This window comes from Marinobacterium lacunae (assembly GCF_000705555.1).
In the GTDB taxonomy this organism is placed as follows: Bacteria; Pseudomonadota; Gammaproteobacteria; order Pseudomonadales; family Balneatricaceae; genus Marinobacterium_D; species Marinobacterium_D lacunae.
Genome location: NZ_JMQN01000021.1, coordinates 68,755 through 88,902 on the forward strand (window position 1 = coordinate 68,755; position 20,148 = coordinate 88,902).

19 protein-coding genes and 1 riboswitch are annotated in these 20,148 nt (G+C 55.2%); of the genes, 10 read left to right on the forward strand and 9 right to left on the reverse strand.

Features of this window, described 5'->3' with window-relative positions; genetic code table 11:
* Window positions 1-103 precede the first annotated feature (103 nt).
* The 4 genes from ADIMK_RS08745 to ADIMK_RS08760 form a co-directional block, all read right to left on the reverse strand.
* Complete coding sequence (locus ADIMK_RS08745; RefSeq protein WP_036186417.1) at window positions 104-1,381, reverse strand: TRAP transporter large permease; 1,278 nt, start codon at window positions 1,379-1,381, stop codon at window positions 104-106.
* Window positions 1,372-1,866: a TRAP transporter small permease gene (locus ADIMK_RS08750; protein WP_081849723.1), complete on the reverse strand. Its 495-nt coding sequence runs from the start codon at window positions 1,864-1,866 to the stop codon at window positions 1,372-1,374. Before ADIMK_RS08750 ends, ADIMK_RS08745 begins: the two co-directional genes overlap by 10 nt.
* 44 nt (window positions 1,867-1,910) lie before the next feature.
* Entirely contained in the window at window positions 1,911-2,945 is a 1,035-nt protein-coding gene (locus ADIMK_RS08755) for a TRAP transporter substrate-binding protein (protein WP_051692739.1), read from the reverse strand.
* Window positions 2,946-3,035: 90 nt separating this feature from the next.
* On the reverse strand, window positions 3,036-4,010 hold the full coding sequence (locus ADIMK_RS08760; RefSeq protein ID WP_231517027.1) for a LysR family transcriptional regulator: 975 nt from the start codon (window positions 4,008-4,010) through the stop codon (window positions 3,036-3,038).
* 101 nt (window positions 4,011-4,111) lie between these two features.
* Here ADIMK_RS08760 and ADIMK_RS08765 point away from each other — a divergent pair, with 101 nt between their 5' ends.
* The 4 genes from ADIMK_RS08765 to ADIMK_RS08780 are packed head-to-tail and all read left to right on the forward strand — an operon-like array spanning window position 4,112 to window position 7,274.
* Complete coding sequence (locus tag ADIMK_RS08765; protein ID WP_051692741.1) at window positions 4,112-4,726, forward strand: YigZ family protein; 615 nt, start codon at window positions 4,112-4,114, stop codon at window positions 4,724-4,726.
* A gap of 17 nt (window positions 4,727-4,743) precedes the next feature.
* Entirely contained in the window at window positions 4,744-6,069 is a 1,326-nt protein-coding gene (locus ADIMK_RS08770) for a deoxyguanosinetriphosphate triphosphohydrolase (RefSeq protein WP_197027511.1), read from the forward strand.
* Between the two features lie 28 nt (window positions 6,070-6,097).
* Window positions 6,098-6,472 (forward strand): translation initiation factor Sui1, encoded by a 375-nt coding sequence (locus ADIMK_RS08775; protein ID WP_036186423.1) that lies wholly within the window; start codon window positions 6,098-6,100, stop codon window positions 6,470-6,472.
* Window positions 6,411-7,274 (forward strand): retropepsin-like aspartic protease family protein, encoded by an 864-nt coding sequence (locus tag ADIMK_RS08780; protein ID WP_156042853.1) that lies wholly within the window; start codon window positions 6,411-6,413, stop codon window positions 7,272-7,274. Before ADIMK_RS08775 ends, ADIMK_RS08780 begins: the two co-directional genes overlap by 62 nt.
* Here ADIMK_RS08780 and ADIMK_RS08785 read toward each other — a convergent pair.
* Window positions 7,271-8,230, reverse strand: a complete 960-nt coding sequence (locus tag ADIMK_RS08785) for a methylenetetrahydrofolate reductase (RefSeq protein ID WP_036186426.1) — start codon at window positions 8,228-8,230, stop codon at window positions 7,271-7,273. The genes ADIMK_RS08780 and ADIMK_RS08785 overlap by 4 nt on opposite strands.
* Window positions 8,231-8,518: 288 nt before the next feature.
* Between ADIMK_RS08785 and ADIMK_RS08790 the strand changes: the two genes are divergently transcribed.
* The gene (locus ADIMK_RS08790; RefSeq protein WP_051692743.1) at window positions 8,519-9,646 is read left to right on the forward strand and encodes a GGDEF domain-containing protein; all 1,128 of its coding nucleotides are present in this window, start codon (window positions 8,519-8,521) and stop codon (window positions 9,644-9,646) included.
* 6 nt (window positions 9,647-9,652) lie between these two features.
* Here the strand turns inward: ADIMK_RS08790 and ADIMK_RS08795 are convergent, their stop codons facing one another.
* Window positions 9,653-10,990, reverse strand: coding sequence for a magnesium transporter (locus tag ADIMK_RS08795; RefSeq protein ID WP_036186428.1), 1,338 nt, complete (start codon window positions 10,988-10,990; stop codon window positions 9,653-9,655).
* Window positions 10,991-10,996: 6 nt separating this feature from the next.
* The gene (locus ADIMK_RS08800) at window positions 10,997-11,623 is read right to left on the reverse strand and encodes a DUF2238 domain-containing protein (protein WP_036186430.1); all 627 of its coding nucleotides are present in this window, start codon (window positions 11,621-11,623) and stop codon (window positions 10,997-10,999) included.
* Between the two features lie 85 nt (window positions 11,624-11,708).
* Here ADIMK_RS08800 and ADIMK_RS08805 point away from each other — a divergent pair, with 85 nt between their 5' ends.
* Window positions 11,709-12,257 carry a YaeQ family protein gene (locus tag ADIMK_RS08805; protein WP_036186431.1) on the forward strand — a complete coding sequence of 183 codons (549 nt, stop codon included), beginning with the start codon at window positions 11,709-11,711 and terminating at the stop codon, window positions 12,255-12,257.
* Here the strand turns inward: ADIMK_RS08805 and ADIMK_RS08810 are convergent.
* Window positions 12,254-12,754 (reverse strand): GNAT family N-acetyltransferase, encoded by a 501-nt coding sequence (locus ADIMK_RS08810; RefSeq protein ID WP_036186433.1) that lies wholly within the window; start codon window positions 12,752-12,754, stop codon window positions 12,254-12,256. The two genes, ADIMK_RS08805 and ADIMK_RS08810, sit on opposite strands and share 4 nt — an antisense overlap.
* Before the next feature lie 237 nt (window positions 12,755-12,991).
* Here ADIMK_RS08810 and ADIMK_RS08815 point away from each other — a divergent pair, with 237 nt between their 5' ends.
* Window positions 12,992-14,161, forward strand: coding sequence for a DUF5610 domain-containing protein (locus ADIMK_RS08815; protein ID WP_036186435.1), 1,170 nt, complete (start codon window positions 12,992-12,994; stop codon window positions 14,159-14,161).
* Between the two features lie 5 nt (window positions 14,162-14,166).
* On the opposite strand, the gene ADIMK_RS08820 is transcribed toward ADIMK_RS08815, so the two are convergent.
* Window positions 14,167-14,451: an MGMT family protein gene (locus ADIMK_RS08820; RefSeq protein ID WP_303645114.1), complete on the reverse strand. Its 285-nt coding sequence runs from the start codon at window positions 14,449-14,451 to the stop codon at window positions 14,167-14,169.
* 88 nt (window positions 14,452-14,539) lie between these two features.
* A riboswitch (cobalamin riboswitch) is annotated at window positions 14,540-14,764 on the forward strand.
* A 210-nt stretch (window positions 14,765-14,974) separates the two neighbouring features.
* On the opposite strand from ADIMK_RS08820, the gene ADIMK_RS08825 reads away from it, so the two are divergent.
* From ADIMK_RS08825 to ADIMK_RS08835, 3 genes are read left to right on the forward strand one after another with little or no spacing between them, the layout of a single operon-like run.
* Window positions 14,975-19,369 (forward strand): cobaltochelatase subunit CobN, encoded by a 4,395-nt coding sequence (locus tag ADIMK_RS08825; RefSeq protein WP_081849725.1) that lies wholly within the window; start codon window positions 14,975-14,977, stop codon window positions 19,367-19,369.
* On the forward strand, window positions 19,369-19,845 hold the full coding sequence (locus tag ADIMK_RS08830; protein ID WP_051692744.1) for a MotA/TolQ/ExbB proton channel family protein: 477 nt from the start codon (window positions 19,369-19,371) through the stop codon (window positions 19,843-19,845). Before ADIMK_RS08825 ends, ADIMK_RS08830 begins: the two co-directional genes overlap by 1 nt.
* On the forward strand, window positions 19,845-20,138 hold the full coding sequence (locus tag ADIMK_RS08835) for a DUF2149 domain-containing protein (protein WP_081849726.1): 294 nt from the start codon (window positions 19,845-19,847) through the stop codon (window positions 20,136-20,138). Before ADIMK_RS08830 ends, ADIMK_RS08835 begins: the two co-directional genes overlap by 1 nt.
* Window positions 20,139-20,148: the final 10 nt, after the last annotated feature.

Below are 20,148 nucleotides of genomic sequence, written 5' to 3' on the forward strand. Positions count from 1 at the left end.
GCACCAATGGATCGTCACACTCTACTATCGGTGTGGACTGATATACGTCCCAATCAGGCATGCTGTAATTGGGTATAGGGATCTCATGTAATTTGGTCATAACTTATTTAAAAAGGCTCGGAATATACAGCGTAAGTGATGGGAAGATGATCACAGTGATCAGCACAACTAAAGCAACAGCCACAAAAGGCCAAATGGCTTTGAACATCACAGTCAAATCAAGCTTACTGACCGCTGCAGCAACAAAAACGCAGGCACCCATAGGCGGGGTTATGAGCGCTATTGTTATATTCATGGTGATGATGATACCGAGATGAACCGGGTCGACACCTGCATGAAGGGCTATGGGCAGAAAAACGGGGGTTAACAGCATCAATGCCGATACTTCTTCCATAAGCATACCCACGCCAAATGTAATGAGGCTTAGCATAAGAAGCACAGCAACCGGGCTGTCGGCGAAGGGGGCAAGTAAAACCGAGAACTGCTCAGGCACCTGGGCATACGCCAAAAGCCAACTTACGACTGACGAAGCTCCGATGATCAGAAAGATAGCACTGGTTAGCAGCGTCGTTTCGACGAGCGCTTTCCAGGCCGCTTTCGCCGTAAGGTTGCGGCTTAGGATGCCCACTATCGAGGCGTAGGCGACGATAAGGGCCCCTGACTCTGTCGGAGTGACAAACCCGAATACGATGCTCGCTACTATGATGAACGGAGCCATCAGAGCGGGAGATGCTTTTATGAACGAAATCAGTATGTTGGCAGGGGTCGGCTTGTCGTGGTGAACAGCCAGATTTACTTTCCGAGCGTAGTACCAGTTCATGACCATGAACGCCAGACCAAGTACCAAGCCGGGAATCACGCCCCCCAGGAACAGATCGCCAACTGAGGTATTGGTCAATGATGCGTATAGGATCATAAAGATACTCGGCGGAATGATCGGGCCGATCAAGGAACTTCCCGCTGTCAGCCCGGCGGCATAGCTTGTCGAGTATCCCTCTTTCTTCATTGCAGGAACCAACAAGGATCCCAACGCCGATGTATCGGCAACGGCCGAGCCGTTAACGCCAGCAAAAAATACACTTGAGACAACATTCACGTAACCCAAACCGCCGCGCAGGTGGCCAACCAGCGAGTTTGCCAGCCGAATGAGTTGAGGTGTTAAACCTGCACCATTCATCAGGTTACCTGCCAAAATAAATAGCGGAATGGCCATTAGAGAGAAAACATCAATTCCACCAAAAAGCTGCTGGGGTAGCAGTCTAGGAATGAGACTGAAATCAGTAAATAAAAACCCAGCTATGGCGGCAAGAAATAAACATATAAATAAAGGCAAGCCTAGTAGAACATTTATAATAAATGTGCCAAATAGTGCTAGTAACATACTGGCTTCTCCTCTTTATATTTCTCGTGATAAAAAGGCCCCATTAATAAAGAAACAAGCGTGATCAACCCGAATCCGATCGGGATGGCCATTAATGGAACTGTTTTACTTATGCCCAAGCCTGTTGTTGTGAACTTAGAAACTGAAATCGCATAGGTGGCACTTACATAGCATATAAACGCACTCAAAGAAGTAATTATAAGCCAATGGTAAATCTGGATAAGCTTGCTGATGTTGCCTTTCAATGCCTTTTGTAAAATTGTCACCCGCATATGGTCATCTTTTATATACACAACGGCCGCGACGAGCATAACGCTGGAAATAATCAAATACCGCGAAAGCTCATCCATCCATATGGGTGAGTGGTTAATTAAGTATCGTGCGATCACACCGTATAAAAGGATAATTACATTTCCAAGAAGTAATGCCGTTGATATATTAAGAAGGCCGGTGACTAAGCCTATCCGAACTGATTTTATATTCATTATTGGCCTCGAGAGGGTGCTCTTTCGAGCACCCGTGCTTTCATTTACTTGACGTTCTCTGCGTCCTTGAGCGCCATATCAATCCATTTTTTGTCTATTGACTGCTCGTTCAGCCAAGCAAGATAAGAGGGCTGACCCACATCTTTAAATTTCTGAAGGTCTTCAGCGGAAGGACGATACACTTCCATTCCCTGTTCAGACAGGTATTGGATTCTGCTCTCTACCTGACTTTCAACAGCTTTTCGGTTAATCGCGTTAGCTTCTACGACAGCGTCCTCAAGCAGCTTGCGGTTTTCATCGCTCAGATTTTTGAGTAGGTCGTCGTTTGCAACCAGGAATTGATCTGAATACTGAATGTTTGCCAACGTCAGATATTTCTGCACCTCGTACAAACTACCTAAAATAATGTACATCGGCGGGTTCATCTGACCATCCGCGACGCCAGTACGTAGGGCAAGGTAAACCTCGGTCCATGGAATAGGCGTGCCGGATGCTCCGAAGGACTCGTAGAGAGCGACTTGGCTCTTGTCCATTGCTCGGAAGCGCAGTCCATCAAAGTCAGCTGGCGTATGAATCGGACGTTGATTATTTGTAAAAGCCAAGAAGCCGCCTTCCTCAACGACAGCCATGATATGAGCGCCTGTCTTTTCATAAAAGGCTTTGCGAGCTGCTTTCCAGTACTCGCCCTCGTCGAAGAATGCGCGAGCCGAATCGAAATCATCGAACATAAACGGAATGGCGCTCACGAAGATTTCCGGAAATAAGGGGGAGATACCTCCGAATGACGCCACATTTAAGCTGGGACTATTGATTACCTGCTCCATACGCTCCTGTTCTTCACCCAGCATGCTGTTGGGGTAGAGCTTGAGGGTAACCTCCCCATTTGTTTTTTCTTCAACAATCTTCTTCAGGTTTGTCGCGAAAAGGTGTACGGCGTTCTTCTCTGCATCGGGAGCTCCGTTATAGCTAAGATTAATCGTCTCGGCCTGCAGGCTGCTAGCGAAAATAGCGACGCCAATACCAAGGGTCAGTTTCTTAATAAAGCGAAGCGGAGTGGAACTGTTGCTCTTTGTTTCCATTCGTTGCCATCCTAATTCGGTTATGTGAAGACACCCAAACCATAGCTATTGATATGTTGACATCGCAATGAGTTAACTGTTGATTTTTGGTCAACACTTGACCTCGTTAGCGTCGAATTTCAGAAAGGCCATAGAGTGTTTGAGGTGATCAAGGAATGCTTGAGCAGCCAGGGTGAGTTCTCGTCCCTCGGCACATAGCACTCTTGCTCTTGCTTGTGACAGGGCTTGATGTTCCATGGGAACCACCGAAATCTTTCCCGAACGAATTTCATCGATCACAGTAAGTTTGGGCATGAACGTAATGCCCATCCCGGACGTGACGAAATTTTTAAGTACTGCGACGGAGTTTGTTCTTAACCTCGGTTCTAGTCTCACATGACTTACTTCCTCTACAAAACTCACGAGCCTTCCCATGCCGGTAGAACTATCAATAAGCGCGAGTGGAACGTTGAGGATGTGCTCAAAAGACAGGGGGGGAGTTTCTTGCACCAAAGGATGGTCCACAGGTGTTATCAAATCCAGTGGGTGATGTCGTTCTGCTAAGCAATGAAGTTTTGGGTGTCGGGCAGGTGCGTAGGTAATGGCAAAGTCTATCGTGGAATCTTCAAGCATCTGTACTGCATCCAGTGCCCCCGCCATTTCAACGCTAATCCTAATCCCAGGGTAAGCTGTTAAGAAACTTTGAAGGGGAAACGATATCAAGTCAGAAATGAATCCCTCGCCAACGGCCACTCGGACTTCACCTGTTCTCAAACCGACCAAGTCATGGATGCGTGACATGGTTGCGGCTTCACTTGCCTGCATGGTTTTAAAATAACGCAGCAACTCTTCACCTGCTGGGGTGAGTGGTTTCTGAGGGTTGGATCGATCCCAAACCGGCATGCCGATATTGTCTTCCAATTGCGATAGCAGGCGACTGATTGCTGATGGGTCAACGTTTAACCTGGCAGCCGCCTTGCGGATGGCCCCATGCTTGGCAACGGCGTTGAGATATTCAAGGGCGCGTGGGTTTAATTGCTGCATATCGACTGACCTAATGAAATAAGATACTTCCTTGCTCTGCAATGTACGTCATTCCTTTACGAATGCTATGTCAATTTGTGGCTCTGCATGTCCCGCGGTTAACATACGCTCTTTTGTACCAAACGATCCGTGCGGAGAGCGAAGTGTCAGACAGCTTCCGGGTACCCGTTGCCCAGTTCGAGGTAGAAACCGAGGTCAAGAAGAGCCGCTTTATCGCCACCGGTTGCCCCGTCAGCTCTGACGCTGAGGTTCGTGCTTTCGTCGAGTCGCAGCGTCAGCGTTTTCCCTCTGCGAACCACCACTGCTCGGCCTATATCATCGGGTCGCCATCGATGCCAAGGGCAGCCGGTAGCGATGACGATGGTGAACCCTCAGGCACAGCGGGCAAACCGATGCTGAACGTCATGATGGGACAGGGTGTTGGCGATTGCTGTGTTGTGGTCACCCGCTTTTTCGGGGGTATCAAGCTTGGTGCAGGCGGTCTTGTTCGTGCATATGGCGGGGCGGTCAAGGAGCTGCTGGCCAGCTGGCCACTGGAACATCGTGAGCCCATGTCCGGTATTGAGATCGAGTTCTCATACGATCAGCAGGGCAGTATCGACTCCATGATCAACCGCTTTGAAGCGGTCGTCGTCGAAAGCGCCTATGGGGCGGGCGTCGTGTTGCAACTGACACTGCCGGCACGTAATGCCCCCTCGATTTGCGCCGCGCTGGATGAGCGTGCGCATCTGGGTATGGTATACAGGAAGCTCTACTGAACACAGAGGATGTAATAATGCAGATGCAGTGGTCCGAGCTGCTGACGACCAAACGCTACGGTCATGAGCAGGTAAGTGAACAGGAGCTGGGCCGTAGCCATTTCCACAAGGATCATGATCGCATCATCTTCTCAAGTGCCTTCCGGCGCCTGGGGCGCAAGACCCAGGTGCATCCGATGGCGCTTAACGACCACATACACACCCGCCTGACTCACTCCATGGAGGTTGGTAGCCTCGGTCGCAGTCTGGGTATTCGGGTAGGTGAGTTGCTCGCCGATCAACTGCCGCCCTGGGTCAGTGCCTACGATATCGGCATGATCGTGCAGTCGGCCTGTTTGGCCCACGATATTGGCAATCCACCGTTCGGCCACGCCGGAGAGTACGCCATACGCGACTGGTTCCGCCGCCGTGCCGATGATCCACGTTTCGTCTCGCTCAGCGTCGGAGAGCGTCTGGACCTGCAGACCTTCGAGGGCAATGCGCAGGGGTTTCGAGTCGTCACCCGTATCGAAAACAACCTGTTCGATGGCGGGCTTCGTCTGACCTATCCCACCCTCGGTGCGCTGCTTAAATACCCCTGGACAGCCGAGCGGGGAGGAAAAAAGGGCAAATTCAGCTGTTTTCTGGCGGAGGTCGATATCCTCAATGCGTTGGGGCGCGAACTCGGGCTGATCCGTCTGGATGAAAACTACTGGGCGCGTCATCCGTTGGCGTTCCTGATGGAGGCGGCGGACGACATCTGTTATGCCATTCTGGATCTTGAAGACGCGATAGAACTGCATCTTTTAACCTTCGAAGAGGTCAAACCCATACTACTGGAGATGTGTGGCGATCTGGAGTTTGATGACGAGATCTTTGCCAGCCAGGCATCGGCTCGGCGCAAAATCTCCGCACTGCGCGGCAAGGCCATGGAGAATATGGTCAACTCGGTGGTCTCTGCGTTCATGACTAATCTGCCCGCCATCATGCGGGGCGAGTACACGGGGGAGCTGGTCAGCGACGGCGATCCGATGGTGCGTGATGGTATCTATAGCGCCAAGAAGCTGGCTCGAGAAAGGGTGTTCCCGGATACCCGCAAGGCGGAACTCGAGGTGGGCGCCTATACCACGCTGGGCGTTCTGCTTGAGGCGTTTATTGAGGCGGTCTGGGAGCAGCACAGCCAGGGCCCGGATGATCTGGGCTACCGCAGCCAGAAGATACTGAGCCTAATGGGAATCCACGCACCGGCACCGGATCTGCCGCTGTATCAGTGCTATATTCGTGCGCTCGATTTTATCGGTGGAATGACCGACACTTACGCCACATACCTTGCCCGCCAGATTGGCGGTGGTATTGGGCTTTGAGTGCAAAAGACAGAGAAAAGGTTTAGACATGGCATCACTGCAGGATCAACTCAGCCGATTGGTTTACTCCACCGACAAGGGGCGGCTCTGTCCCGAGTGCGGCAAGGCGCTTGATGACTGTATTTGCGACGAACTGGCGGATAAACAGCGCCTGGCGTCACTGGATGGCATCGTGCGAATTCGCCGAGAGACCTCCGGTCGTAAAGGTAAGGGCGTCACAACCATCAGCGGTGTGCCGGTGTCGGAAAGTGAGCTGAAAGCGCTGTTGAAGCGGCTCAAGCAGCGATGTGGAACAGGGGGCGCACTCAAGGACGGTGTGCTCGAAATACAGGGAGATCACCGTGAACCGATCAAACAACTCCTCGAATCCGAAGGGTTCAAGGTCAAGCTGGCCGGTGGCTGAAGGCTTGTTCAAGCGGCAGGGGCGTTTGTCAGCGGCGCGCGGACCGCTGTGCAAGTCGTTACTGTTGATGCTTGTGCTCGCGTCCCTGCCGGTTTCGGCCGAGATTTACCACTATATCGACGAGCGTGGGCGCAAGGTCTTCGTTAATCGACAGAGCCAGATCCCGATTCAGTTTCGTGATCAGGTTGAAACCCGTGCTGAGCCCGGCGCACTGAACAGTCATCAGGAGCTGTCGCCGCGTGATCGACAGCTCAACCGGCTACGCAGTGAAATCGACAGCTCTCTGGCATCGCTCGATGAGGCGATTGCCGAACTCGAAACGCCGGTCAGGATAATCGACAATGGCGTGATTCTGCCGGTAAGGGCCGTTTACGGCGGACGTCGTGCCGATACTCAGATGCTGTTGGATACAGGGGCGTCGGGCACGGTATTTCATCGGGAGGCGTTGTCTGGGTTGAATGGCTCAACCTACCGGGCGGGCAAGGCCAAGGTTGCCAGCGGTGATATCATCGATGTCCACGCGATCAATCTGGATCGGATCGAGATTGGGCCTTTCAAGATCAAGTCGGCCAGAGCGATGGTGATTGATCATATCGGCCGCTCCAGGCACGACGGTCTTCTGGGAATGGATTTCCTGCGTCAGGTCCAGTACAAGGTCGACTTCCAGCGCAAAGTGATTATCTGGGAGCCTGAGCGGTACGAAGAGCTCAAGGCGAAGCGGGAAACATTGAAAGCGCAGCAGGCGATGGGGGCCAATGAACTGATTCAGTCACTGACCCCGAAGGATCAACCCGTTGATTAGCCTTCAAGCTGATGTTCGGCGAGCTTTAGATCCAATGTTGCCTTAAGCAGGCGATAGAGCTGGATCGATGCGTCGATCTCTTCCTTGCGGTTGGTGAGGCTCTCGATATTCAGTCCTAGCGGCAGACCCAGTGGTATGCAGGCTTCGAGAATCTGGTCGAGGCTGTTCTGACAGATACGGATCGACTCAGCCAAGGGGTTCTGTGCATCCAATATCCGCCACCGTGTTGCAGGCGGAACCGAAATACCCAGCCACTCCATAAATTCCAGCGTTTTGGCGCTACCACAGGGCGTAAACGTCAGAATGATGCGTTTCGGCGTGATCCCCTGTTCGCGGCAGCTGCGGGCATAGCTGGCCAGCAGATCGATGGTCGCTTGAGGGTTATACACGGCCTGTGAAACGAAGAATTCAACGCCGTTGGCCTGCTTGTTGAGCAGACGCTCATGCTCGTTGCCTTTGATCGCATGGCGCTCGGCAATGGTGACGCCCCCGAGATGGAAGGGGTATTGATGTTCGTTGATCGCTGCATAGGCTTCCGGCAGGGTCAGGCGAATATCGCCCTCTGAAGAGGGGCTGCCGACCAGCACCAGATTGCGCAGGCCGAAGTCGTTCCACGCTTCGTCCAGCCAGCGATCGAAATCGGCCCGGTCACGCTGGGCAACGCTTTTGTAGGTAATGGTTTCCCGATTGGAAAGGTCTGAGATCAGACGTGAATACTCACGCGGATCACGTGTTTCCTTGAACGGGAAGGGGCGAGGGGTGTCGATACGAGCACTTTCATCCTGAATGTCGTAGATGATCAGTCCGTCGTACTCCAGCTTTGCCAGGCGGGATAGCAGTTTTCCGGCTATCTCCTTCATCTGTTCATCGCTGGTGGTATCCCTCGGCGGTGTGGTTCCGATGAAGTAGATGCCCCGGCTGGGGTCGGCAAACTTTTCGCGCAGGCTCAGTTGCATGATGATTGTCCATTCTGTCTCGTTTCGCTGGGTGCATTATAAATGTGAAACGGATTCAGATCTTTTAGTTATATGATGAAATCTTCTGCAGTTGAGGTGAAGCGGGTTCATATCCATATCAAAAATCGCTGCAACCTTACCTCTGGCGGCGTCTGCGATCACTGGTCAATTTCGCGGGAAAGTGTTATACCCGATCAGGTTAGTTGGTTATCTTGACCTAAGCTTAACAGACGAGCTTACGGCTTAATTGGTCAACAGAGCAGGGATCGTTACCAAGAGGGAATTTGTATGAAGCAAACAGACCAGACTTTGCTGGAACAGCTTCGTATAACGGAATTCGAGATCGAAAACCGCCAGCGCCTGTTTATGATTACAGAGCGTGATATCAAGTTGATTGTGGATGCGCGCGAAATTGTCGAGTCGGGGCTTGGCGGCATCGTCGATACCTTTTACGAGATGCAGACGAACACACCGGAAATCGCCTTGCTGATTGGCGATGCCGATACCTTGCAGCGTCTGCGTAACGCGCAGCAGCGCTACATTTCAGACCTGTTCAGCGGTGTCTATGACATCGACTATGTCAATAACCGTCTGCGTATCGGACTTGTACACAAGCGTATCGGTGTCGATACCAAGCTGTATCTGTCTGCGGTGTATACTCTCAAAAGCCTGATCGCCGATTATCTCGGCAGCAAGATTCCCGATGCGGATCGGCGGATGGATACATTGCAGGCGGTCGAAAAAGTATTCATGTTCGACATAACGCTGGTGTTCGAGACTTACATTCGCAGCCTGCTATCCGAGATCGAAACCTCGCGTGAAAAGTCTGAAGAGTACGCGAGAATTCTTGAAGAGAAGGTGCGTGAGCGTACCCATCAGCTCGAGCGGATGGCGCGTACCGACCCTTTGACCGGCCTTCAGTCGGTCCGCTACCTGAATGAGACGCTGACGCGCTATCTCCGTATGGCGGAAAACCGCAGCGAGATGATCAGTCTGGTCTATATCGATATTAATGATTTCAAGCTGTTCAACGATACCGAGGGACATCAGCGCGGTGATGAGATACTGCGTAATGTCGGCAATGCCATCCTGCAGGTATCGCGCAGTGAAGACGGTTGTTTCCGCTATGGCGGCGACGAGTTCTGCATCATTTTGCCGCGCTGCAACGCCAGACAGGCACAGGATATCTGCGTAAATCGTCTGGTCGAGGCATTGGCAGAATGCGAAGGAGCCATACGGTTAAGTATCGGGATTGCGCAGGCAGGGCCTGATTATTACCCCAGCGCCGGACAGTTTCTCAGCCAGGCCGATCGTGCGATGTATCAGAACAAGGCAGAGCATAAAGGTCAGGACACAGAGCAGCCTGAGTGCCCTAAAAGCGCCTCGGTCAGATTGATCGGTGGTCAGGACAACTGACGCCGATCAGGTCAGGAAGAGTGATCCCAGGCCAAGAAAGACCACAAAGCCCACCACATCTGTGACGGTGGTCAGAATCACCGAGCCGGAGAGCGCCGGATCGATCTTCAGTTTTTCAAGCAGTACCGGCACCATGACACCGGAGAGTGCGGCAACGGCGATATTGACCACGATCGCCAGCGCGATGACGAGGCCAATACCGGGGCTTGAGAACCAATACGCGGCGACAAACCCGATCACCAGCGCCCATAGAACGCCATTGAGTCCGCCGACACTGAGTTCTTTGCGCAAAAGCGGCATGATGTTGGCGGCACTGATCTGCCCCAACGCCAGGCCACGAATAATCAGTGTCAGCGTCTGGCTGCCGGCTATACCACCCATTGATGCGACAACGGGCATCAGAACCGCCAGCGCGACCACCTCCTGCAGAGTGCCTTCGAAAAGTCCGATAGCCCAAGAAGCGAGAAATGCGGTGAGCAGGTTGATACCGAGCCAGGTGGCACGGCGGCGGGAGCTGCGCATGACCGGAGCGAAGAGGTCCTCCTCCTCGTCCAGACCAGCACTGGCCATCAACTGGCCTTCGTAATGTTCATGCAGTAGCTCCAGCGCCAGTGTTTGCGTCATCCGGCCCAGCAGGCGACCGCTGTCATCGACCACCGGAAGCGCGCTCACCTCTGCATGTTCGAACGCTTCGGTGGCCTCGCGCAGGGAGCGTGTTGCCTGCAGCGGTTCGAACTCATCTTCCTCAAGCTCTATCAGCGGTAGATGATCCGGTTGCCCGAACAGGGCGCGTGTCTCAACGGCCCCGGCATAGCGACCGGTACGATCCACCAGCCAGAGGTGTTGCGTAAACAGGGGTGTTTCCCGGCGTAGCAGGCGCACAGCGTCTCTAACACGGCTGTTCTGCGGCAGGATCAGCAACTGGTGATCGACGTAACGTCCTATCGCGTTTTCATCGTACTGAGCGGAACGCTCATAGTGCTCGCGCTGGCGCTCGTCCATACGTGCCAGTGCAATATCGACAACATCTTCAGGCAGTGATTCGGCCAGCTCGATGAGGGTTTCGGCATCAAGGTCCGAAATCAGCTGATCCAGTGCCTGACTGTCGAAGTCGCGCAGCAGCGAGGCCCGCGCCTCGGTGCGCATCTCCACCAGAACATCGACACGCTGCTCGACCGGTACCTGGGCCCAGCATTCGGCACGGGCTTCGCGCGGCAGAGACTCGAGCAGCAGTGCGACCTGATCAGGTTCCATGCTGTCCGATACCTCGGGGTAGAGAGGGGCATCGGCCTCTTCATCGCTGCGAATAAGCTGATCTATGCGTTGTTTGATCTCTTCACTCATGGGCGGTCACGCAGCGTTGGTGGACAATGGAACCGGATAACGGTCGAGTCGTGCCAATTGGCGGTCATGATAACGGCCGAGTGTGGCAAGCGCGAGTACGGCGCCGATCAACGCCATCAGCATGTCAGACTGGGTATCCCAGACGTATCCCTGGGTGCCAAGAAACGCATCGGCCGCTTCGTTGGAGGCGAGCGCCACCCACCATTCGATCAGCTCATAGAAAGCGCTGAGCGCAAGGCAGAAGCAGATGATAAAAAAGGCGCTCCAGCGACGCCCGTTGATCAGCTTCAGACGCAGGATCAGCTCGCGCGCGCACAGTGCCGGTACAAAGCCCTGTGCCAGATGTCCGAGTTTGTCATAGTTGTTGCGGCTTTGGTCGAGCCACTGGGCGATCCAGTCGAAAAGTGGGACTTCTGCATAGGTATAGTGGCCGCCGACCATCAGTATGAGGCAGTGAACCAACACCAGCCAAAGGGTGAGGGGCGTCAGTGGAAAGCGGTGGCGTGTACTCCAGAGCAAAACCAGTGCCGCCAGCGCGGGAGCTACTTCAAGAAACCAGGTCAGACGATCTTTCGGTGCCCAGCCCGACCACAGCAGCACGACAGTAAATATCAGTATCCAGAGACGGGGCATGGCGCTATCCTTCCGCTTCGCGGCCCTAAGACGACTATCGACTAGTATAATACTCACCCGCGCAGACCTCAGGATCAACAGTCAGATGGCACTAAAATCAATAATTTATAAAGCGACGCTGAATATCTCGGATCTCGATCGGCACCATTATGCCGAGTATCCGCTGACAATGGCGCTGCACCCTTCGGAGACAGAGCAGCGGATGATGATGCGTCTGCTGGCATTTGCGCTCTATGCGGATGAGGACTTGAGCTTTACCCGTGGCCTGTGTGTCGATGATGAGCCGGATCTGTGGCAGTACGCGCCCAACGGTGAAATCGAGCGCTGGATCGAGGTTGGGCTACCCAGTGAAAAACGCTTGCGCAAAGCCTGTTCGCGCGCGAAGGAAGTGGTATTGCTGGTCTATGGCAGTGATCAGCAGGTAGACCCCTGGTGGCAAGGGATCAAGCGTTCACTGATCCGGTTCGATAACCTGCGTGTGTTGCGTATAACCGAGACCGACAGCGCGGCACTGACTGCTCTGGTTGCCCGCCAGATGCGTTTGCAGTGCACGGTGCAGGATGGACAGCTTTGGTTTACCTCCGATGCAGGCAGTGCAGAGCTGACCCCTGCCGAGATGCAACCGACTATTTAGTCTTTCAGCACTTTCTGCCAGAACATCGCTTTGCCGGTTTCCGGGTCCAGCTCGTAACCGGCATAGCCACAACGCCGGTACACCGACTGTGCCCGGGTGTTGTTTTCCAGCACTTCCAGCGTGAGCTTGCAGCACCCTGTGCGGCGGGCGATCCCCTCGGCAGCCTCAAGTAGCAGGTCAGCGATACCCTTGCCGCGGAAGCCCTGACTCACGACCACGTCATGGATATTGAGCAGTGGCGCGCAGGCGAAGGTGGAAAACCCCTCGAAAGCGTTGAGCAGGCCCGCGGGCTTGCTGTCGCAATAAGCAATAAGTGTGTAGCTGTCACTGCGTTGTGTAAGCGCAAGTGGCAGACGCTCCAGCACATCCTGATCCAGCGGGTGAGCGCCGCCCATGGGGTCTTGCGCGTACTCATTCAGGAGTTGGCGAAAATCGTCAGCTTGTTCGGCAACACCCAGATCGGCTTCGATGATCTCAATATTGGGTTGGCTCACCATTGTTTCTTATTCTCCTTTTTGACCGACCGGTTAAATTACTCCCGCCAGTCGGCGCTGACAAGTGATGGATAGCAGGGAGGGGAGGTGGCTCCGTTTATGCCTGATTTTGGTCAAAAATTGAGCATTTGTATTAAAGTTATGGACTGAGCAACCGATAACTAAAGGACGGTGTCGCAGGGCCGGGATTGGTCTATTGCGGTACCTGAACACCCGATTATAAGCACCCCGGAGCCGACCGTGCCCAACATCTCCTTCTCGCCCCTGAGTACTCAACTCTATAACCCGGTCAAGTCCAACAGTGACCAGAATCAGCTGTCCGGCAGCCTCAATGCATCGGCGATGGAGAAGTTGCTCGGCAAGCTGGCGGATAACATACCCGGTATGACCGCCGAGGATATAAAAGCGCTGGAGGCGGATGACTATACGCCTGAAAAGGTAGCCGGGCGTATTGCGGATTTCGTGGCGTCTGGGCTTGCGTCTGCCGCCGACCGGGGGGCCGACAGCGAGCGTCTGCAGTCGATGTATCAGGCGGCGCTTGAGGGTGTGGAGAAGGGCTTTGCCCAGGCACGGGAAGTGCTCAGCAGCCTTAACGTACTGCACGGTGATATTGCCGCTCAGGTCGATGCAACTGAGGCTGCGACCAACGATGCCCTGGCAGCTATTGCGCCCGGGCAGAGTCAGCCGTCGGATATAACCTCTTCAACTCGCATTGGGATGTTTGAGCGCTTCAGCAATGCCGAGGATATGACACTCGAGGTAACCACTCGCGACGGTGATCGTATTTCGATCAACTTTTCGCGGTCCCAGAGTTTCGAGGCCGCATTTGCCGCCTCAACGGACAGCGCCGGTGGCTCGGCAGCATTTTTCAGCTTGAGCCGGTCGGAGAGCAGCGAATATCAGTTCAGTGTCGAGGGCGATTTGGATGAGGATGAACTCGATGCGCTGCAGAATCTGATCAAGGATGTGAGCAAGCTTGCCGACGAGTTCTTCGACGGTGATGTTCAAAAGGCCTTTGAGCGCAGCGCCCACCTTGATTTCGATAGCGCCGAACTGTCATCGATGAACCTGAATATGAGCTACTCTCGCCAGTATTCGAGCGTCGCCAGTTACGAGCAGGTACAGCAGACGGACCAGGCTGTCGATAAGCCGGGCCGACGCCTTGGCCATCTGATGAAAGAGCTTGCTGATAGTGTTGGCGCACCGTCACTGGGATTCCTCGGAGCGCCGGGGCAGTTCGGGCGAGAGTTGTTCTCTGGCCTGATCCAGCAGGACGCCCGCTACACCGGTGCATCCGATGAGCAACAGACGCAGATGAACGACAATTTGTCCCGGCTTCTGGATTCAGTCCTCCCGCAAGGTAACAGCGAATCGGATGATCTGCTCAATACCGATACCGAATCGGAGTGACGGCGTTAAACCCACCCGTACTGGCTAAGCGATAGCTTTCCGTTGCGGAAAGAAACACCCTCATCGTTCAGGCGCGCGAGCTGTCGTTTGTAGCCGTCGCTGTCCTTGGGAAAGGACGACTCTCCCTTGGCGTTTACCACCCGATGCCAGGGCAGGGTTGTATCCTTGGGCAGTTTTTTAAGTGTCGAACCCACGTAGCGCGCATGATTCGGGCAGCCTGCCAGAGCCGCCACCTGACCATAGGTGGCCACTTTTCCCGGCGGAATGGACGCCACGATTTGCCAGATCATTTCATTTAACGCCGGATCACTCATATCCTGCCTGCCTTTGCTGAATTCTCATCGATCGGACTTGCAGCAGTGCTGCTGTCTGGTTACCCTCTGCAACCTCATTACAGGTGCCCCGTGGCCTTCAGCCATTCAGGGGATAATCGGGAAGTCAGGTGAAAATCCTGCGCTGCCCCCGCAACGGTAACGAAAAGTGACAGGCTGATACAACGCCACTGTGGAGAGATCCATGGGAAGGCTTCAGTCCATCGGAACTGGCCCTTGACGCCAGAACCCTTTTCCAAGCCCGGAGACCGGCCAGTAATGGTGCGAACCTTCGTCGAGGTTCGCTGAGTGCGCACCAGGCGGGGTGTCCTGAGACAGCATTATTCTATTTCAAGACCCGATAGCGCTCGGCCCGGTTGGCGTTTGCCGTTGGCCTGGGTATCCGATCCGGGTTATTGATGAGTTTTGCATGTTTTGCGGTTCGAACAGTGCTTTATCGAATCTGGCTTGCCGGTGCGTGTGGATTTTTTCAGGAGTCTGCATGCGCAACCTTCCAAAACCCTTACTGCTAAATTCGATCCAACTCAGTCTGCTTCTCGTGCTGTTATTGTGCTCGCTTGCATGGCCGTTACCCGCGTTGGCCGATACCGCCAAGCAGGCAGTGGCGATTATATCTGATCGGTCAGCGCCGGTACTGGCTGCCGGTGCTCACCGCTTTCTCAAGAATTATCCAGATCATAGCATCCAGTTGCGCAGCGTATCTCAGGTTAACGAGATGGATGACACCGAGCTGCAGACGCTGCTCGGCAGTGCCGATGTGGTGCTCTTTGCAGGCGTTTTCGGCACACCGGTTGAGCGTCTTCTGTCATTGCCTCGGGGCACTCATCAGACGCGGTTGATCTTCCACAGTGATCGCAGGCTATACGCACTGCATCAGGATACCGAGGGCGGTCAATTCGAGAATCTTGATGAACAGGATAAAAAGCATCTGTTCAGTCGAGCGCCTGCGGATAGACCCTATATCGACTGGCTTCGTGTCCAGCAACAGCAGTATCCCGCATTCGCCAACTGGCTGCTGGCAAAGGCGTACTGGCAATACCGCAATGCCGACAATCTGGCCATGCTCTGGCAGCGCTTGTTACGGCCTAACTCCACGGATCTCAAAGCGCCGCAAATTGATGAGCCGGTGCGGGTATATCTCGATACCAAGTCGATGAGCCCTGATGTGCTCAAAGCGCAGTTGTCCAGTGATGTCCCCACACTCTTCGTGCTGGATCACCAAACCGGCGATCTGCCTGGAAACTGGGCTCTGCATCAGCGGCTTTGTCAGGGAATCGGCTTGCAGTGTGTATCGGTGCTGGCGGCTTGGGGGGATGCCAGTGAGGAGGCTGTTGCACTGATCGGCGAGCTTGCACCGAGTGATGCGCCCTGGGCAATTCTTTCCATACAGGATTTTGTCATCGGCGGTGGTGATAGCCGGGAAGCGGTGAGCGAGCGACTGAAGGATCTCAACGTGCCCGTGTTCAAGGGGATACGCGTTGATGAATATAACGCACAGACCTACGCGCTCTCGGTCAACGGGTTACCTGTCGACTCGGTTTATTACCGGGTTGCCATGCCCGAGTTACAGGGAGTGAGTCAGCCCGAAGTGCTGGCGTTGGCGTCCGAGGCCCGGGTCGATGCGCTGACCGGTGTGCGATTGACACTTTCGAAGCCGCTCGACGATGCGGTGTCCCGTCAACAGCGGCGTATTGAGCGCTGGCTCAAGTTGCGCCAACTCTCTAATCACGAAAAACGGGTGGCGATTGTGTACTACAACCACCCGCCGGGGCGCCACAACATCGGCGCTGACAATCTGAACGTGCCTCAGTCGCTGTGGGAGATTCTGAAATCGCTTCAAGCCGAAGGTTATGAAACCGGCGACCTCCCCGAGTCGCCGGAGGTACTGCTGGACCTGCTTCAGCAGCGAGGTGTGAATCTACCGGAGGACCGCAAGGCGCTGGAACAGATGGCTCCGCTGGTGGCACATGTCGATAGCGACGACTATCGCCAGTGGTTTGCAACCTTGCCGCAAACGGTGCAGCAGGAGATGGTGTACGGCCCGCTTGGGTATCTGCACGCCCGTGTAAAGCCGCTGTTGTCGGATAATCAGGCCCAACCGATCGATCCGGCTATTCATGCTGAACTGCAGTCGCTTGTGCAGAGAACGCTCGGAGATCTGCGTCATGCCCTCGATGGCGTGCGCAACAAGGGGCGTGAGCGGGCGCTGGATCTGCTCGATCAGTTATCAACACGCTATCAGTCTCTGCTGACGGACAGCCTGTTGCCCAAAGAGCGCACCGAGCAGTGGCAGGACGCTGATCAGCTGGTGGATGCGCTGGTCGGCATGTGGATCGAGGGGCTCAGGGGCTGGGGTGAAGCACCGGGCCGCACGATGGTGTGGCAGGGGCAGATCCTTATACCGGGGCTGCAATTTGGCAATGTCTTTGTCGGTCCGCAGCCGCCGCGTGGCTGGGAACTCAACGAGGAGCTTCTGCATGCCAACATGTCATTTCCTCCACCGCATCAATATCTGGCGTTCTACCACTATCTGCGTGATCAGTTTAAGGCGGACGCCCTGATCCACGTCGGGCGTCACTCGACCTACGAGTTTCTGCCCCGTCGCAGTGTCGGCATGGCGGAAGACGATTATCCGTCCCTGATGATTGGCGATCTGCCCAGTATCTATCCCTACATCGTTGATGGCGTTGGCGAGGGCATACAGGCCAAGCGTCGCGGTAAGGCGGTCATGATCGACCACCTGACACCGCCGCTGGCTGTTACCGAGTTGTACGATGATCTGCTTGGTCTGCGTCAGCTGATCGAAAGCGCAGAAGCCGCCAGCGATGTAACCACGCGACGTCGAGCGGTGGAAGATCTTCGTCAGCGTATTGATCAACTCAACCTGCGTGACGAGCTGGTCGCCAGCATGGATGAAGAGCTCAAGGTGCGAGGCATAGGGTTTGATGAGGTGGACGACGAATTTCTGTTGCATGAGGTCGGCCACTACCTGACCAAACTGCAGGAATCGTTCATGCCGCTGGGATTGCACACCTTCGGTCGAAACTGGAGTCAGGAGGCGATCGACACCATGCTCAGCTCGATGGCTGACGGTGGAGCGATCAAGCCGCAATGGCGACAGGCCCTCGGTGACTCGCCGCGTGCCGAGATGACGTCACTGATCAATTCCCTTAATGGAGGCTTTGTCATACCGGGTAAAGGTAACGACCCGATCAAGACGCCGGAGGCACTGCCGACCGGGCGAAATTTCCATGCGCTGGATGCGAGCCTGTTGCCAACGCCGCTGGGATACACCTTGGGTGCGGAGCTGGCACAAAAAGCACGTGATCAGGCCGCACACTCGGACAACGCCGACAAGAAGGAAGCGGTGATCCTCTGGGCCTCGGATGCCGTGCGCGACGAAGGTGCCATGGTGGCGTTCGGTCTGGACATGCTGGGCGTCAAGCCGGTATGGAACAGCCGCGGTATCTTCAAGGATCTGGAATTGCTGCCGCTCGATAAACATCGTCCGCGGCGCCATGATGTGCTGTTTACCACCTCGGGTCTGTTCCGTGATCTGTACGGGCGTCAGCTAGAGTGGGTCGATCAGGCCGTTTTGCTGGCGCTTTCCGCCAGTGGTGAAACCATCGCCCGTGACTATCCGGCTCTCGTACCTGCGCTTGAGGGTGCTCTGTCACCGCTGGACGGCTTGGCAACCAGAGGCGAGGAGTCGCTGGAGGCAAATCGGGTGGCCGCACACTGGGTTGACGAGGTGCGGCAGCTGCTGAGGGAAAATGGCGATCAGGCTTCAGCTGATCTTGGGCGCCGCGCCAGCCTGCGTGTGTTTGGCACTGCCCCCGGTGCCTACGGTGCCGGCGTCAATCGATTGGTGGAGCGCTCGGGCAGCTGGGATTCACGCACACAGGTGGGTGAGGCCTATATCAAGCGAATGGGTCATGCCTATGGTATGGGCAATACGGGACTCAGCGCTCAGGACGACTTCGTGCGTCAACTGGAGCAGGTTGGACGCAGTTATCTGGGCCGTGCCAGCCATCTGTATGGGCTGATCGATAACAACGACGCCTTTGATTACCTCGGCGGGCTTAATCTGGCGGTCGAAACGGTTACCGGTAAAGCGCCGGAGAGTTTCGTGATTCAGCATGCCAATGCCGAGCAGGCACGTCTGGACCCGCTGGCTCAGGCGTTGGGCACTGAGTTGCGAGGCCGCTTCCTGAATCCACAGTGGATCAAGCCATTGATGGAGGAGGGCTACTCGGGCGCGCGGACGTTGGGCAGTGAGTTTGTGGAGTACCTCTGGGGGTGGCAGGTAACCAGCCCCGAGATTATCCAGTCCTGGGTGTGGGACGAGGTCAAGTCGGTCTATCTGGATGACACGCTCGATCTCGGTGTCGATGAATTTCTCAAGGAGGGCCATAACCAGCAGGTACGCAGCAATATCATGGCAGTGATGCTGGTGGCCGCCCAGAAAGGCTTCTGGCAAACCGACGATGCAACGCTCGATGAGCTGGCGAAGAGTTTTGCCGACAACATCCTGCAATATGGTATTCCCGGCAGTGGTCATACCCATGCCCGGCACCCCGTTTATGACTTTGTCATGCCGCGCCTGACGCCGGACACCGCCGAGGCGCTTAAGCAGGTGCTGGCGGCCAGCCGTATGCCGAATCAGGAAGCGGCCACCGACGATGCACCAAGCCATATTCGGGAGATTCAACTTGATCAGCCCGAGTCAGCTGCCGTTGAGCCTGAGCAGGCATCGCCCGAGCGCTCGGAGCAGGCGTCCAGCCCTGCACCGATCATGATCTGGCCGTTGCTGGTGCTGGCACTCTTACTCATTATCGGCGGCCTGCTACGGGGTCGTCTGGGAGGTAAACACTGATGCTTTCATCCTATTCACTGACCATCATGCACCAGATTACCGGTTTGCTTCTCGAACCTGTGGTGTGGGGGCTGATGTTCTTTCTGGCGCTGAGCCTCTGGGAGTCGGGGCTAGCACTTGGCGAGCGCTGCGGCGGGTTGCAGCGCCTGCGTGAGAGGGGCGATGCCGAGCGGGCGATGCGACAGGGGCGTCGCCGGATCGAGCGGGCAGACTTCATCACCCGGATCTGTCCGATGCTTGGATTGATGGGGACGCTGATCCCACTTGGACCCGGGTTGTCCGCGCTCGGTGATGGTGAGTTGTCCATTCTGACGACTGCAATGACGGTCGCCTTCGATACGACGGTGATGGGGCTGTTAGGCGGAATACTGGGCTTTGTGCTTGGACGGCTGAGACGGCGCTGGTATGACCAGCTTCTGACCCAGATCGAGTCTCGTCCGAGGCTGGATCCGGTGAAACTGAAGGAGGCCGCATAGTGAATGGAGGGTGGCGACAAAGCCGTTTTGATCAGGAGCTGGATGAGCCGCTCGGGCCGTTGGCCAATCTGTTGGACCTGATGCTGGTGTTTGCCTGCGGGCTGATTGCCGCGCTGGTCGCACAAAGTCCTTCGTTGGCCGAACATTTCAAGCCGCGTCAGGCGATATCCCAAGGGCGCGAGCTGCCGCAGATGCCCAAGGGTATGGAGGGCGCTGCCGGTCAGGGGTTCGAGTCGGTAGGGCAGGTTTACCGCGATCCGAAAACCGGCAAGCTGATTCTGATCGGTGACTGAGGATCCGGTC

Excerpts from the sequence above, each read along its gene's own strand:
- ADIMK_RS08785 (WP_036186426.1), bottom strand. The coding sequence starts at position 8,230 with ATGCAACTGAGCCTGCGCGAAAAGTTTGCCGACCCCAGCCGGGGCATC.
- ADIMK_RS08810 (WP_036186433.1), bottom strand. The coding sequence starts at position 12,754 with ATGGTGAGCCAACCCAATATTGAGATCATCGAAGCCGATCTGGGTGTT.
- ADIMK_RS08790 (WP_051692743.1), top strand. The coding sequence starts at position 8,519 with ATGAAGCAAACAGACCAGACTTTGCTGGAACAGCTTCGTATAACGGAA.
- ADIMK_RS08825 (WP_081849725.1), top strand. The coding sequence starts at position 14,975 with ATGCGCAACCTTCCAAAACCCTTACTGCTAAATTCGATCCAACTCAGT.
- ADIMK_RS08830 (WP_051692744.1), top strand. The coding sequence starts at position 19,369 with ATGCTTTCATCCTATTCACTGACCATCATGCACCAGATTACCGGTTTG.
- ADIMK_RS08795 (WP_036186428.1), bottom strand. The coding sequence starts at position 10,990 with ATGAGTGAAGAGATCAAACAACGCATAGATCAGCTTATTCGCAGCGAT.
- ADIMK_RS08770 (WP_197027511.1), top strand. The coding sequence starts at position 4,744 with ATGCAGATGCAGTGGTCCGAGCTGCTGACGACCAAACGCTACGGTCAT.
- ADIMK_RS08750 (WP_081849723.1), bottom strand. The coding sequence starts at position 1,866 with ATGAATATAAAATCAGTTCGGATAGGCTTAGTCACCGGCCTTCTTAAT.
- ADIMK_RS08745 (WP_036186417.1), bottom strand. The coding sequence starts at position 1,381 with ATGTTACTAGCACTATTTGGCACATTTATTATAAATGTTCTACTAGGC.
- ADIMK_RS08755 (WP_051692739.1), bottom strand. The coding sequence starts at position 2,945 with ATGGAAACAAAGAGCAACAGTTCCACTCCGCTTCGCTTTATTAAGAAA.
- ADIMK_RS08775 (WP_036186423.1), top strand. The coding sequence starts at position 6,098 with ATGGCATCACTGCAGGATCAACTCAGCCGATTGGTTTACTCCACCGAC.
- ADIMK_RS08800 (WP_036186430.1), bottom strand. The coding sequence starts at position 11,623 with ATGCCCCGTCTCTGGATACTGATATTTACTGTCGTGCTGCTGTGGTCG.
- ADIMK_RS08820 (WP_303645114.1), bottom strand. The coding sequence starts at position 14,451 with ATGATCTGGCAAATCGTGGCGTCCATTCCGCCGGGAAAAGTGGCCACC.
- ADIMK_RS08805 (WP_036186431.1), top strand. The coding sequence starts at position 11,709 with ATGGCACTAAAATCAATAATTTATAAAGCGACGCTGAATATCTCGGAT.